Origin of the sequence: Actinoplanes campanulatus (assembly GCF_014647795.1) — a bacterium.
GTDB classification, from domain to species: domain Bacteria; phylum Actinomycetota; class Actinomycetes; order Mycobacteriales; family Micromonosporaceae; genus Actinoplanes; species Actinoplanes campanulatus.
Map to the genome: position 1 here is coordinate 1 of NZ_BMPW01000016.1, position 14,124 is coordinate 14,124.

Sequence of the window (14,124 nt, forward strand, 5' to 3'; positions counted from 1 at the left end):
CGACCAGACGGGACACCGTGTACCGGTCGTGGAACTCCGACATGTCCAGCTGGATCAGCGCGTCCTCGGAACCGAACAGGAACTCCGCGAGCGCCTTGGACAACTCCGTCTTACCGACACCGGACGGGCCGGCGAAGATGAACGAGCCGGAGGGCCGCTTCGGGTCCTTGAGGCCCGCACGCGTGCGCCGGATCGCCTTGGAGACGGCCTGCACCGCGTCCTCCTGGCCGATGACGCGCTTGTGCAGCTCGTCCTCCATGCGCAGCAGGCGGGAGGTCTCCTCCTCGGTGAGCTTGTAGACCGGGATGCCGGTCCAGTTGCCCAGCACCTCGGCGATCTGCTCGTCGTCGACCTCGGACACCACGTCCAGGTCGCCGGCCTTCCACTCCTTCTCCCGCTGCGCCTTCTGACCGAGAAGGGTCTTCTCCTTGTCACGCAGCTGGGCGGCGCGCTCGAAGTCCTGCGCGTCGATCGCGGACTCCTTGTCGCGGCGCACCTGGGCGATGCGCTCGTCGAAGTCGCGGAGGTCCGGCGGCGCGGTCATCCGGCGGATGCGCATCCGGGCGCCGGCCTCGTCGATCAGGTCGATCGCCTTGTCCGGCAGGAACCGGTCCGAGATGTACCGGTCGGCCAGCGTCGCGGCCGCGACCAGGGCGGCGTCGGTGATGCTGATCCGGTGGTGCGCCTCGTAGCGGTCGCGGAGACCCTTGAGGATCTCGATGGTGTGCGCCAGCGACGGCTCGCCGACCTGGATGGGCTGGAAGCGGCGCTCGAGAGCGGCGTCCTTCTCCAGATGCTTGCGGTACTCGTCGAGGGTGGTGGCGCCGATGGTCTGGAGCTCACCACGGGCGAGCATCGGCTTGAGGATGCTGGCCGCGTCGATCGCGCCCTCGGCGGCGCCCGCGCCAACCAGCGTGTGGATCTCGTCGATGAACAGGATGATGTCGCCGCGGGTGCGGATCTCCTTGAGCACCTTCTTGAGGCGCTCCTCGAAGTCACCGCGGTAGCGGGAACCGGCGACGAGCGCGCCCAGGTCCAGCGTGTACAGCTGCTTGTCCTTCAGCGTCTCGGGCACCTCGCCCTTGACGATGGACTGGGACAGGCCCTCCACCACGGCGGTCTTGCCCACACCGGGCTCGCCGATCAGGACCGGGTTGTTCTTGGTGCGCCGGGACAGCACCTGCATGACCCGCTCGATTTCCTTCTCCCGGCCGATGACCGGGTCGAGCTTGCCCTCCCGGGCGGCCTGGGTCAGGTTGCGGCCGAACTGGTCCAGCACGAGCGACGTGGACGGCGCGGCCTCTCCGGTCGCGGTGCCCGCGGCGGCCGGCTCCTTGCCCTGGTAGCCGGAGAGCAGCTGGATCACCTGCTGGCGGACCCGGTTGAGGTCGGCGCCGAGCTTGACCAGCACCTGGGCGGCGACGCCCTCACCCTCACGGATCAGGCCGAGCAGGATGTGCTCGGTGCCGATGTAGTTGTGGCCGAGCTGCAAGGCCTCTCGGAGCGAGAGCTCCAGGACCTTCTTCGCCCGCGGCGTGAACGGGATGTGCCCGCTCGGCGCCTGCTGCCCCTGGCCGATGATTTCCTCGACCTGCTGGCGGACCCCTTCGAGGGAGATGCCCAGGCTCTCCAGAGCCTTGGCGGCGACGCCCTCACCCTCGTGGATCAGGCCGAGCAGGATGTGCTCCGTGCCGATGTAGTTGTGGTTGAGCATCCGGGCCTCTTCTTGGGCCAGGACGACAACCCGTCGCGCTCGGTCGGTGAACCGCTCGAACATGCCCTCGTGCTCCTCACGTGCCGTGCGCCCATGAACTGGCGGGGCCAGCGCACGGGCATCGGTGATGCCCGTGCTGTAACTCTATCGCCGCTGACGGTCTCCGCCGGGCCTCCACAGCCCCTCGGAGCGATCCGCAACGTTGATTTAGCCAACTTCGCACGCTCAGCGGCTGTTCCCCCACCCGAACGTGTACGCGTACAGCGAAATCCTGCCGATCCACAGCCTGTGGACAACCCTGTCCACTCCTGTGGATAACCGTAGTGAGGTTGTGGGCGGCCCGGCGGGTAAACACGGAGAGGGCGCGCCGACCATGTGGTCGGGGCGCCCTCTCCGGGGTGGAACCGTGATCAGGCCCGGCCGGGGCCCTTCTGGTGGAACTCGTCGACGATCTCCTGCGGGATGCGGCCGCGGTCGGAGATGTCCTTGCCCGACTTCTTGGCCCACTCGCGGATCGCCTTGTTCTGCTCGCGGTCGGCGGTCGCCCCGCCACGGCCACGCGCGGCGCGACCACCCACCACGACGCCGCCCCGGGCCACCTTGGTCCCGGCCTTCACGTAGGGCTCGAAGACCTCCCGCAATTTCGCGGCGTTCTTCTCCGAGAGGTCGATCTCGTACTGAATGCCGTCGAGCGCAAACTTCACGGTCTCGTCGGCGTCAACACCGTCGATGTCATCGACCAGCTTGTGAATGATCTGCTTGGCCACGCGCGGTTATCCTCCCGAACACAGGTTCTCTCCCCAGCAATGGGAGAACAATAACGCCAGGAGCGCATGACCCGTCAATGGCGGGTGGGTAATTGTTACTCCGGGCGGACCAACGGGAAGAGGATCGTTTCCCGAATGCCCAGGCCGGTGAGCGCCATCAACAGCCGGTCGATTCCCATTCCCATGCCACCGGACGGCGGCATTCCGTACTCCATGGCCCGCAGGAAATCCTCGTCCAGCTGCATCGCCTCGGGGTCGCCACCGGCGGCGAGCAGCGACTGCGCGTGGAAGCGCTCGCGCTGGACGACCGGGTCCACCAACTCGGAATAGGCGGTCGCGAGTTCGAATCCGCTGACGTACAGGTCCCACTTCTCGGTCAGGCCCGGGGTGGTGCGGTGGCCGGCGGTCAGCGGGGCGGTCTCCTCCGGGAAGTCCCGGACGAAGGTGGGCGCCTGGAGGCTGTCCGTCACGAGGTGCTCGAACAACTCCTCGGCGAGCTTGCCGGGGCCCCACTTCGGATCGGCCGAGAGCTGGACCTTCTCCGCGTACCGCTGCAACTGGGCCAGGTCGGTCCCGATCGTGACCTCCTCGCCGAGAGCCTCGGAGATCGCGCCGAAAAGCGTGATCTGCGCCCACTCGCCGCCCAGGTCGATCTCGGTGCCGTCCTGGTGGGTCACCACGTGCGATCCGGACACCGCGAACGCGGCCTCCTGAATCCACTCGCGCACCTGCGCCTGCATCACGTTGTAGTCGGCATAGGCCTGATAGGCCTCCAGCATGGCGAACTCCGGAGAGTGCGTGGAGTCCATGCCCTCATTCCTGAAGTTCCGGTTGATCTCGAAGACCCGGTCGATGCCGCCGACCACCGCACGCTTCAAAAACAGTTCCGGGGCGATCCGAAGATAAAGATCGGTGTCCAGTGCGTTGCTGTGCGTCACAAACGGGCGTGCCGCGGCGCCGCCGTGCAGCAACTGGAGCATCGGAGTTTCCACCTCGAGGAAATTCCGGCGGAACAGCGACTCGCGCAGGCTGCGGACCACGGTGGCCCGGGTACGCACGACATCGCGGGCCTGCGGGCGCACGATGAGATCGACATAACGCTGCCGGACCCGGGTCTCCTCGGAAAGCGGCTTGTGCGCGACCGGAAGGGGCCGGAGAGCCTTCGCGCTCATCGACCAGGAATCGGCGAGAACGGAGAGCTCGCCCCGCCGGCTGGTGATCACCTCGCCGGTGACCGCGACCAGGTCGCCGAGGTCGACCACGCCCTTCCAGTCGGCCAGGGACTTCTCCCCCACCTTGTCGAGCGAGAACATCGCCTGGATCTCCGTGCCGTCCCCGGCGCGCAGCGTGGCGAAGCAGAGCTTGCCGCCGGTCCGCACGAAGATCACCCGGCCGGTGATCGACACCGTGTCGCCGGAGGCGGTGTCGGTGGGCAGGTCCGCGTAACGCGCGCGGATCTCGGCGATCTCGGCGGTCCGCGGGACCTCGACCGGGTAGGGCGGCACGCCCTCGGCGAGCAACCGGTCCCGCTTCGACCGGCGGACCCGCATCTGCTCGGGAAGGTCCTCGGCGGGGTCGATCGCTGGCGTGTTCTGCTCGGTCACGGCAAGACTTCCTGTGTAGGTCTGTGCTGGGGCCCTGAAAGCCTACTCAGCGGGGATCAGACGTTCCGCTCATATACCATCCGCAGCCCGATCAGCGTGATCATCGGCTCGTGCGCGGTGATCGTGCGGCATTCGTCCTTCACCAGCCAGGCCAGGCCGCCGGTGGCGATGACCGCGCGGACCGGGCCGATCTCCTCGATCATCCGCTCGACGATCCGGTCCACCTGGCCGGCGAAGCCGAAGTAGAGCCCGGCCTGGAGGCACTCCACGGTGTTCTTGCCGATCACCGAGCGCGGCTTGGTCGGCTCCACCTTGCGCAGCTGGGCGGCGCGGGCCGCGAGCGCGTCGAAGGAGATCTCGATGCCCGGCGCGAAGGCGCCGCCGAGGAACTCGCCCTTCGCGCTGATCAGGTCGAAGTTGGTGGTGGTGCCGAAGTCCACCACGATCGATGGTCCGCCGTAGAGGGCGTGCGCGGCCAGGGTGTTGACGACCCGGTCGGCGCCGACCTCCTTGGGGTTGTCGATGGCCAGCTGCACCCCGGTCTTCACACCCGGCTCGACGATCACGCTGGGCACGTCGCCGTAGTACCGCTTCAGCATGGTGCGCAGATTGCGCAGCGCGGCCGGCACGGTCGAGCAGGCGGCCACCCCGGTGATCTCCACGGCGTCGCCGGCGAGCAGGCCCCGGAACATCAGGCCCAGCTCGTCGGCGGTCGAGGCGGCATCGGTCTTGATCCGCCAGTTGTGCACCAGCTTGTCGCCGTCGAAGGTCGCCAGCACGGTGTTGGTGTTGCCGATGTCAATGCAGAGCAGCACGCCAGGCCCCTAAAGAATCAAAATCAAGACCCCTATTTTGTACGCGCAGCGACTCGCGCCGCCGTCAACGGGGACGGAGGTCCAGGGCGATGTCGAGGATCGGCGACGAGTGGGTCAGGCCGCCCACCGACAGATAGTCCACCCCGGTGGCGGCGTAGGCGGCCGCGGTGGCCAGCGTCAGGTTGCCGGTCGCCTCCAGTTCCACCCGGTCCCCGACCGCGCCGACCACCTCGGTGAGCAGCTCGGGCGTCATGTTGTCGCAGAGCAGGAAGTCGGCGCCGGCCGCGACCGCCTCCTCCGCCTCGGCCAGGGTGGTCACCTCGACCTGCACCGCCACGTCCGGGAAGGTGGCGCGGACCAGCTCGTACGCCGCCGTGATGCTGCCCGCCGCGAGCTTGTGGTTGTCCTTGATCATGGCGACGTCGTACAGGCCCATGCGCTTGTTGGTGCCACCGCCGGCCCGCACCGCGTACTTCTCCAGCACCCGCAGGCCCGGGGTGGTCTTGCGGGTGTCGAGCACGGTGGCCTTGGTGCCCGCCAGCTGATCCGCCCACTTCCGGGTGTGGGTGGCGACACCGGACATCCGGCACAGCAGGTTGAGGGCGGTGCGCTCGGCGGTCAGCAGCGCCCGGGTGGGGCCGGTGACCACGGCGAGCACGTCGCCGCGCCGGACCCGGTCGCCGTCGGACGCGACCGCCTCGAAGGTGGCCGCTCCGGCCGACGTGACGGCGAAGACCTCGGCCGCCACGAGCAGGCCGGCCACCACACCGTCGGCGCGGGCCACCAGCTCGGCGGTGTCGATCTGGGCGGCCGGGATGGTGGCCTCGCTGGTGACGTCCCGGGCCGGGGTGCCGAGGTCCTCGGCCAGGGCGTTGAGGACGATCCGCTCGACCTCCGCGAGGTCCAGACTGGGGTCGTTCACGCCATCTCCTCGAAGGTCTGGGTCAGAGCGCCGTCGGGGGCGACGGCGTCGAGCAGGTGGCCGCGCCATTCGTCGGCGGCGGCCGGGTGGTCCTCGCGCCAGTGGCAGCCGCGGGTCTCCCGGCGGGTGCGGGCCGACGCCACCAGCGCGGTGGCGACGGTGAGCAGGTTGGTGACCTCCCAGGCCGCGGTGTTCGGCCGGGACCGCTGCTCGGCGAGGCGGGTCAGCTCCTTGGCGGCGGTGGCCAGCGAGTCGGCGGAGCGCAGCACCCCGGCCCCGCGGGTCATGGCGCGCTGCAGCTCGGCGCGGATCGCCGGGTCGGCGACCCAGGCCGGGCCGGACGTGGCGGCCCGGACCGGCTCGGCCTGCGGGGGCAGCTCCCGGGCGATGTCGTCGGCGATCCGGCGGGCGAAGACCAAGCCCTCCAGCAGCGAGTTGCTGGCCAGGCGGTTGGCGCCGTGCACGCCGGTGCAGGCCACCTCGCCGCACGCGTACAGTCCGTCGATGCTGGTCCGGCCATGCAGGTCGGTGCGCACGCCACCGGAGGCGTAGTGGGCGGCCGGGGCGACCGGGATCAGGTCGGTGGCGGGGTCGACGCCGGCGCCCCTGGTGGACGCCATGATCGTCGGGAAGCGGCCCTCCAGGAACTCCTTGCCGAGGTGGCGGGCGTCCAGGTAGACGTGGTCGGCGCCGGTGGCCCGCAGCACCCGGTAGATGCCCTTGGCGACCACGTCGCGGGGCGCCAGCTCGGCCAGCTCGTGCTGCCCGACCATGAACCGCTCACCGGACTCGTCGACCAGGTGGGCGCCCTCACCGCGCAGCGCCTCGGAGATCAGCGGCCGCTGCACCGAGTCGGCGTGTGAAGTCACGAACGACGTGGGGTGGAACTGCACGAACTCGACGTCGGTGACCGCGGCGCCGGCCCGCAGCGCGAGCGCCACGCCGTCGCCGGTGGAGACCGACGGGTTCGTGGTGGACGAGAAGATCTGCCCCATCCCGCCGGTGGCCAGCACCACGGCCCGGGCCAGCACCGCGCCGACGCCGTCCTCGGTGCCCTCGCCGAGCACGTGCAGGGTGATCCCGCAGGCCCGCCCGTCGGCCGAGCGCATCAGGTCGAGCACGAGCGCGTGCTCCACCAGGCGGATCCACGGGTCGCGGCGGACCGCGGCGTGCAGGGCGCGCTGCACCTCGGCGCCGGTCGCGTCGCCGCCGGCGTGCACGATCCGGTCGGCGCGGTGGCCGCCCTCGCGGGTCAGCATGAGCGAGCCGTCCGGGTTCCGGTCGAACTCGGCGCCCCGGCGGATCAGCTCCCGGATCCGGGCCGGCCCCTCCTCCACCAGCACCCGGACCGCCGCCGGGTCGCAGAGCCCGACGCCGGCGATCTCCGTGTCGTACGCGTGCGCCTGCGGCGTGTCCAGCGGATCGAGCACGGCCGCGATCCCGCCCTGCGCCCACCGGGTGGAGCCGTCGTCGATGTTGACCTTGGTGACGACTGTGACGTGCAGACCCTGCTCGCGCAGGTAGAGGGCCGCGGTCAACCCGGCGATACCGGAGCCGACCACGACGACGTCGGTGGTCTCGGTCCAGCCGGGCTCGGCGGCCGCGAGCCGGCGGGGCAGCGCCGGAAGATCGGCGAGAGGTGACATGTGTTTCAGTACACTCCGCCCCCACGAACCGGTCGAGCCGGGGGCACCCGCAGTGGTCATGGTTACTTGTACTGGACCGGGAGGGCCTTCGTCCCCTTGCCCTTGAGCGAGGTGGTCAGATCGGACCCCTCCATCCACAGATAGCAGCGGACCCCGTGGTCACCCTGCGCCCACACGTCGGCGTTGCCCGGCAGCGACACCACCCCGGTCCGGTACTGCAGGTTGGCGTCGACCGGCACCCCGACATACTCCGCGGCCACCTCGCGGCAGCCGTCGTGGAACTTCTCCCAGTCGGCGTCATCCTTGGGGTACGGGGTCCCGGCCGGGGCGGTCCAGATCCCGACGAACTCGGCGTTGTGCGTGTCCGTGCACTTCTTGGACGGCATGCTGCTGATCGCCCCGGCGTCGTCCAGCTTGATGGCGTAGCAGGCGAGCAGCAGATCGGAGGTCTTGGAGGCGAGCGCGCCACGGAGGCTGCCGGACCGCCGGGCCAGGGCGCCGTCGTTCTCGATCGAGTCGAGTTCCACCAGCTCGCAGCGGAACCAGCGGGCGCCGCCCTTCCACGCGGCGGGCGAGGGGTGGGTGACGCCGATCCAGAGCCGGGCGTCGCGCCAGGGGCCACCGACGTACGCGGAGGTCTTCTTGTCGCACTCCTTGTAGGCCGCCCGTGCGGCGGCCGACGTGCCGGCCGGTGGCTCGGCGGCGTCCGCGGCGGGCTTGGGGTATTCGCCGACGTGCACGGTCTCGGTGCGGTGCTCGACGGCGCAGTCGACCTCTTCGTAGGTGGAGCGCGGCCCGGAGACGGCGAAGTTGGAGAGATGGCACGTCTCGGCGGTCGGTACGAACCCGGTGGCCGGGGCCATCGCGCCCCAGTCGTTGGTCAGATCACCGTCGATGTCCCGGCCCGCGCCGCAGCCGGCCGCACAGAGCAGGGCGGCGATTCCTGAGACACACAGGCGGAATCGCATGAGCCCGTGCCTCCCGAGCAGCTCAGTGACATTATCCGATTTGCCGACTATATGGGCATCGGTGCTGCTCGGGAGGAAGGATCGGGAAAGAGCTATCCCACGGCCAGGGTGAGGTCGCCGCGCACCAGGTCACCGACCATTCCGGGGACCGCCTCGGCCGGGTCCGCGCCCAGCTCGACGATCCTGTTGTCGGCGTCCACGTGCACGACCCGCGGCTGGTAGGCGCGCGCCTCGGCGTCGTCCATCTGCCCGTACGAGATCAGGATGACCAGGTCGCCCGGATGCACCAGATGCGCGGCGGCCCCGTTGATGCCGATCACGCCGCTGCCCCGCTCGCCGGGGATCACGTACGTCTCCAGGCGCGCGCCGTTCGTCACGTCGACGATCGCCACCTGCTCACCGGGGATCAGGTCGGCCGCCTCGAGCAGGTCGAGGTCGACGGTGACCGAGCCGACGTAGTGCAGGTCGGCCTGCGTCACGGTGGCTCGGTGGATCTTCGACTTCAGCATGGTCCGAAGCATCAGGCGTTCTTCTCCAGGGTCAACGGGACGTTGTCGATGAGCCGGGTGGTGCCGACCCGGGCCGCCACCAGCAGGCGGGCCGGGCCCTCCGCCGGGACCGGACCGAGATCCGGTCCGGTCAGTTCCAGGTAGTCCACGCGTACCCCCGGCTCGTCCGCCAAGATCTTGCGGGCGACGGTCAGGACCGACGCGGGGTCGCGCCGCGTGGCGCCCTCGCGCAGGGCGCGGGACAGGGCCAGAGCGGATCGCCGCTGGTCCGGCGAGAGATACCGGTTGCGGCTGGAAAGCGCCAGGCCATCCCCTTCACGTACGGTGGGGACGCCCACGATCTCGACGGGCAACTCCAGGTCGCGCGCCATTCGCCGGATCAGCGCCAGCTGCTGGAAGTCCTTCTCGCCGAAGTAGGCGACACCGGCCCGGGTGAGCATCAGCAGCTTCTCGACCACGGTGAGCATCCCGGAGAAGTGGCCGGGGCGGCTCGCACCCTCCAAGATCTCGCCGAGCGGGCCCGGGTGCATGGTGATCGACGGCTGCCCATGCGGGTAGACGTCGCCCCGTCCCGGCGCGAACACCAGGTCGGCGCCCTCGGCCCGGCAGGCGGCGAGGTCCTCGTCCAGGGTGCGCGGGTACTTCTCGTAGTCCTCGTTCGGCCCGAACTGCAACGGGTTGACGAAGATCGTCACGACCACGAACGGGGACCGCTCCCGGGCCACCCGCATCAGCCGCCGGTGCCCCTCGTGCAGGGCGCCCATGGTCATCACGACGGCGATCTCCCCCGGCGCGGCGTCCAGGGCGGCCGCCAGCTCGGCCCGGGTGTGCACCAGATTCGTCACGCGTTACTCCCCACCGCGGCGCGGGACAGGACGTCGAGGAGGGCGGTGGCGTCCTGCGGGCGCAGCCGGCCGGAGGCGATCGCCCGGTCGGCGGTGCGCCGGGCCATCGCCAGGTAGGCCGGGACCGCCACGGCCGGCATCCGGTCCAGGTGCTTGCCGACCGTGCCGGCGTCGCCCCGAGAGACCGGCCCGGTCAGCGCGGCGTCACCCATCCGCAGCGCGTTCTCCAGCGCCGCGGTCAGCAGCGGGGCCAGCACCCGGCCCGGCTCGCCGACCCCGGCCGCACGCAGCACGTCGGCCGCCTCGTTGACCAGGGTGACCAGGTGGTTCGCGCCGTGCGCCAGGGCCGCGTGGTAGACCGGGCGGGACTCCTCGGCGATCCACTCGGGCACGCCGCCCAGGTCGGCGACCAGCCGGGTGGCGAAGGCGCGGTCCGGGGCGGTCACCCCCCAGGCGATGCCGGGAAGCCGGTCCAGGTCGGTGTCCGCGCCGGTGAAGGTCATCGCGGGGTGCAGGGCCATGCCGTTCACATCGCCCAGTACGGCCAGCCCGTGAGCCCCTGAGGTGTGCGCCACCACCGGGCCCCGGTGCAGCGCCCCGGTCCGGTCGAGGCCGGCCACCACACCGGCGAGCATGTCGTCCGGGACGGCGAGCAGCAGCAGGTCGGTGGCCGCGCGCGCCACCTCGTCGGCGGGGAGGATCGCGGCGTCCGGCAGCAGGCGGGCGGCCCGCTCACGGGAGGCGGCGGAGACCGCGGCGGCGGCGACCACCCGGTGGCCGGCCGCGTTCAGGGCTGCGCCGAGCACGGCGCCGACCCGGCCGGCGCCCACGACGCCGACGCTCAAAGCTCTCATCTTCAGATCCAGTCCTCTTGTACGGGTACCGGTCGGACGGCCAGTATGCGCCGCGTTCACACAGCCGTAGCAATGGCGTGTGAGTTACCGCACGGGGGTTGAGCCCGAGCACCCGCTCACGCCCGGATGCGGGCGCTACGGCCCGGTGTCGCGGCTGCGTCGCGACCGCCCACGGCGGTACGGGTAGGCGTACGAAAGGATGGGTTTATGGGGTTGGGGTGGCGGTCGGCCATGCAGGCGGCGCTCTATGGGAGTGACGGGTTCTTCGTGCGGGAGAGCGAGGGACCTCATGATCACTTCCGGACCAGCGTGCACTCGTCGCCGCTGTTCGCCGGGGCGATCGCCCGGCTGGTCGCCCGGGTGGACGAGGCGCTCGGGCATCCGGCGGCGTTCGATCTGGTGGATGTGGGGGCCGGGCGCGGGGAGTTGATCACCGCGCTGCTGGCGACGCTGCCGGAGGAGCTGGCCGGGCGCGTGCGGGCCACCGCGGTGGAGATCGCGCCGCGGCCCGCGGGGCTGGATTCCGCGGTTCGGTGGCGGCGGGATGTGCCGGAGCGGATCACCGGCCTGCTGGTGGCGACGGAATGGCTGGACAACGTGCCGCTCGACGTGCTCGAGACGGACGACGACGGGCGGCTGCGGACGGTTCTCGTGGACCCGGCGACCGGCGCCGAGACGCTCGGCCCGGAAGCGGACCCGGCTGATCGTCTCTGGGCCGGCCGCTGGTGGCCGGGAGACGGCCGGGTCGAGGTGGGCCGGCCCCGCGACGAGGCATGGGCGGAAGCGGTCGGCGCGATCGAGCGGGGCGCCGCGCTCTGCGTCGACTACGGGCATGTGGAAGCGGAGCGGCCGGTGTTCGGGACGCTGACCGGATTCCGGCAGGGGCGGCAAGTCCCGCCGGTGCCGGACGGCGGCTGCGACGTCACGGCGCACGTGGCGATGGACGCGGTGGCCGCGGCGGCCGGCGTTCCCCATCGGATGGTCCGGCAGCGGGAGGCGCTGCGGGCGCTCGGTGTGGACGGTGCCCGGCCGTCGCTGGAGACGGCCCGGACCGATCCGGTCGGCTATCTGCGGGCGCTCTCCGCGGCGGGGGCGGCGGCCGAGTTGACCGATCCGGCCGGACTCGGCGGACACTGGTGGCTCTGGCACGGTGTCGGCCTCGGCGACCATGGCACGATGCTCTGGTGAGCGAGACGCTGCGGGAGATGACTGTCGGGACCGGCTCCGGCCTCGACACCGCCGACATGGTGCTCAACATCGGGCCGCAACACCCCTCCACGCACGGCGTGCTGCGGCTGAAGCTGACCCTGGACGGCGAGCGGGTGGTCGCCTGCGAGCCGATCGTCGGCTACATGCACCGTGGCGCCGAGAAGCTGTTCGAGGTGCGCGACTACCGGCAGATCATCATGCTGGCGAACCGGCACGACTGGCTGTCCGCCTTCTCCAACGAGCTGGGCGTGGTCCTGGCCGTGGAGCGGCTGATGGGCATCGAGGTGCCGGAGCGGGCCACCTGGCTGCGGATGGCCCTCGCCGAGCTGAACCGGGTGCTCAACCACCTGATGTTCCTCGGTTCCTACCCGCTGGAGATCGGCGCGATCACGCCGATGTTCTACGCCTTCCGCGAGCGGGAGACGTTGCAGGCGGTGATGGAGGAGGTCTCCGGCGGCCGGATCCACTACATGTTCAACCGGGTCGGCGGCCTGAAGGAGGAGGTCCCGGCCGGCTGGACCAAGCGGGCCCGGCAGGCCGTCGCGGCGGTCCGCAAGCGGATGCCGGACCTCGACGGCATCATCCACCGCAACGACATCTTCATGGCCCGCACCGTCGGGGTCGGCGTGCTCAGCGCGGAGGACGCGGCCGCCTACGGCGCCTCCGGGCCGGTCGCCCGGGCGAGTGGTCTTGATTTCGACGTACGCCGGGACGAGCCCTACCTCTTCTACGAGGAGTTGCAGGTGCCGGTGGTGACCAAGACCGCCGGGGACTGCCACGCCCGCTTCGAGGTGCTGCTGGAGCAGGTGTACGTCTCCCTCGACCTGATCGACGCCTGCCTGGACCGGGTGGAGCGGATCGGCGGCCCGGTCAACGTGCGGCTGCCCAAGGTGGTGAAGGCGCCGGAGGGGCACACCTACGCGTGGACCGAGAACCCGCTCGGGGTGAACGGCTACTACCTGGTGTCGCGGGGCGAGAAGACGCCGTGGCGGCTCAAACTGCGGACCGCCTCCTACGCCAACGTGCAGGCGCTGGCCACACTCATCCCGGGCTGCCTGGTCCCCGACCTGATCGCCGTCCTCGGGTCGATGTTCTTCGTGGTCGGCGACATCGACAAGTAGCCGTCTACCAGCTGTCCTGGTTGCTGTAGCCGGGGTAGTTCGCGAAATCGGCGAGGGTGCCGACGTTGGTGTCGTTCGCGGACGGGCGGTGGCGGCGGGCCTTGTAGTCGGCGGTCGGCTCCTCGTAGCCGTTGGCTCCGGCGTACCCGTCGCCGGCGCCGAAGTCGCCGTCCGGGGCCTCGGGGCGGCCGTACTGCGGACCGGGCCGGACCGCGGCGGCGGCTCGGGCGGCCGGGGGCGCCATCATGCCGTTCGGGCCGGGTGGAACGACCGCGGCGGCGGCTCGGGGCCGTTGCGGCGGCGCGACCGCGGCAGCGGCGACCGGTGCGGCGCCGGGCATCGGGACGGCGGCCGCGGCGACCCGGGCGGCTCCCGTGGCGGGCGGCGGGACCGCGGCGCTCGCCCGGCCGGCGGGGGCGCTGCTGCGGGCGGGTGAGACCGGGTGGACGATGCCGGGCACCGAGGCGCGGCCGTTGGTCGGTTGCGGCGCGAAGTCCGGCTGGTAGTCCTCGTACCCGGTCTGGTCGTAGCCGGTCTGGTCGTCATAACCGGACTGGTCGTAACCGCCCTGGTCATAGCCCTCGTAGGCGCCGGGCGAGACCGGCTGCGGGACGAGATCCGCGTGCGCGAACTCCGGTTGGGGCTCGTAGCCGGGCTGGTGCACGAACTGCGGCCGGTGCCCGTAGTCGGGCTCCGGCGGCGCGGCGACCTGCGCCCGCCCTCCGGAATTGCGCACGGGCAGCGGCGGTCGCGGCTCGGCCGGCGCCGGGGCGGCCTGGGCCAACTCGGCGCGCAACTCCCGCCGCAGGGCTTCGACCTCCTGGGCGACCCGGTCCTCGATGTCCATCCGGAGGAGCACCGGATCGCTGCGGACCAGCACCGACGCGCCGATCAGCACGACGCTGACCGCGATCAGCAGGATCGCGAACCGGACCGAGTTCGAGTTGCCACCGATCAGCACGATGGCAGCCGCCATCGGGGCGAGGACGACCCCCGCCCAGACGAGGCCACGGAGCAGCCGTGCGCTGTGTCCTTGGGTCTCCCGTTCCGGCATGGCCGGAGATGTTACCGAGAGTGCGCCCGTGACAAAACCATCCGTCCCGGGACGGCATGAACCGGCCGTGGCCTCGCCCTTCGGCGAGGCCACCGA

The 14,124-nt window shown here is 71.1% G+C and carries 13 protein-coding genes; 2 read left to right on the top strand and 11 right to left on the bottom strand.

Annotated features, from left to right (window positions below):
* The 10 genes from IEZ13_RS27955 to IEZ13_RS28000 all read right to left on the bottom strand — a co-directional run.
* Positions 1-1,777 (bottom strand): ATP-dependent Clp protease ATP-binding subunit (locus IEZ13_RS27955; protein ID WP_189285758.1); only part of this gene is annotated, 1,777 nt, incomplete at its 3' end.
* Between the two features lie 347 nt (positions 1,778-2,124).
* Complete coding sequence (locus tag IEZ13_RS27960; protein WP_183224411.1) at positions 2,125-2,481, bottom strand: histone-like nucleoid-structuring protein Lsr2; 357 nt, start codon at positions 2,479-2,481, stop codon at positions 2,125-2,127.
* Positions 2,482-2,576: 95 nt separating this feature from the next.
* The gene (gene lysS / locus IEZ13_RS27965; protein ID WP_183224409.1) at positions 2,577-4,085 is read right to left on the bottom strand and encodes a lysine--tRNA ligase; all 1,509 of its coding nucleotides are present in this window, start codon (positions 4,083-4,085) and stop codon (positions 2,577-2,579) included.
* A gap of 56 nt (positions 4,086-4,141) precedes the next feature.
* Positions 4,142-4,900, bottom strand: coding sequence for a type III pantothenate kinase (locus IEZ13_RS27970; protein ID WP_183224407.1), 759 nt, complete (start codon positions 4,898-4,900; stop codon positions 4,142-4,144).
* A gap of 64 nt (positions 4,901-4,964) precedes the next feature.
* Entirely contained in the window at positions 4,965-5,822 is an 858-nt protein-coding gene (gene nadC, locus IEZ13_RS27975; RefSeq protein WP_229795112.1) for a carboxylating nicotinate-nucleotide diphosphorylase, read from the bottom strand.
* Entirely contained in the window at positions 5,819-7,468 is a 1,650-nt protein-coding gene (locus tag IEZ13_RS27980; protein WP_183224403.1) for an L-aspartate oxidase, read from the bottom strand. Before IEZ13_RS27980 ends, nadC begins: the two co-directional genes overlap by 4 nt.
* 62 nt (positions 7,469-7,530) lie before the next feature.
* Positions 7,531-8,436 carry a septum formation family protein gene (locus tag IEZ13_RS27985; RefSeq protein WP_183224401.1) on the bottom strand — a complete coding sequence of 302 codons (906 nt, stop codon included), beginning with the start codon at positions 8,434-8,436 and terminating at the stop codon, positions 7,531-7,533.
* A 92-nt stretch (positions 8,437-8,528) separates the two neighbouring features.
* Positions 8,529-8,957, bottom strand: a complete 429-nt coding sequence (gene panD, locus IEZ13_RS27990) for an aspartate 1-decarboxylase (RefSeq protein WP_183224399.1) — start codon at positions 8,955-8,957, stop codon at positions 8,529-8,531.
* Positions 8,957-9,790, bottom strand: coding sequence for a pantoate--beta-alanine ligase (gene panC, locus IEZ13_RS27995; RefSeq protein WP_183224397.1), 834 nt, complete (start codon positions 9,788-9,790; stop codon positions 8,957-8,959). The genes panD and panC overlap by 1 nt, the downstream gene beginning before the upstream one ends.
* Positions 9,787-10,644: a Rossmann-like and DUF2520 domain-containing protein gene (locus IEZ13_RS28000; protein WP_183224395.1), complete on the bottom strand. Its 858-nt coding sequence runs from the start codon at positions 10,642-10,644 to the stop codon at positions 9,787-9,789. The genes panC and IEZ13_RS28000 overlap by 4 nt, the downstream gene beginning before the upstream one ends.
* A 207-nt stretch (positions 10,645-10,851) precedes the next feature.
* Here IEZ13_RS28000 and IEZ13_RS28005 point away from each other — a divergent pair, with 207 nt between their 5' ends.
* Both IEZ13_RS28005 and IEZ13_RS28010 read left to right on the top strand, forming a co-directional pair.
* Positions 10,852-11,832 carry an SAM-dependent methyltransferase gene (locus tag IEZ13_RS28005; RefSeq protein WP_183224393.1) on the top strand — a complete coding sequence of 327 codons (981 nt, stop codon included), beginning with the start codon at positions 10,852-10,854 and terminating at the stop codon, positions 11,830-11,832.
* Between the two features lie 17 nt (positions 11,833-11,849).
* Complete coding sequence (locus IEZ13_RS28010; RefSeq protein ID WP_183224447.1) at positions 11,850-12,974, top strand: NADH-quinone oxidoreductase subunit D; 1,125 nt, start codon at positions 11,850-11,852, stop codon at positions 12,972-12,974.
* Between the two features lie 4 nt (positions 12,975-12,978).
* Here the strand turns inward: IEZ13_RS28010 and IEZ13_RS28015 are convergent, their stop codons facing one another.
* Positions 12,979-14,028, bottom strand: coding sequence for a hypothetical protein (locus IEZ13_RS28015; protein WP_183224391.1), 1,050 nt, complete (start codon positions 14,026-14,028; stop codon positions 12,979-12,981).
* Positions 14,029-14,124 lie beyond the last annotated feature (96 nt).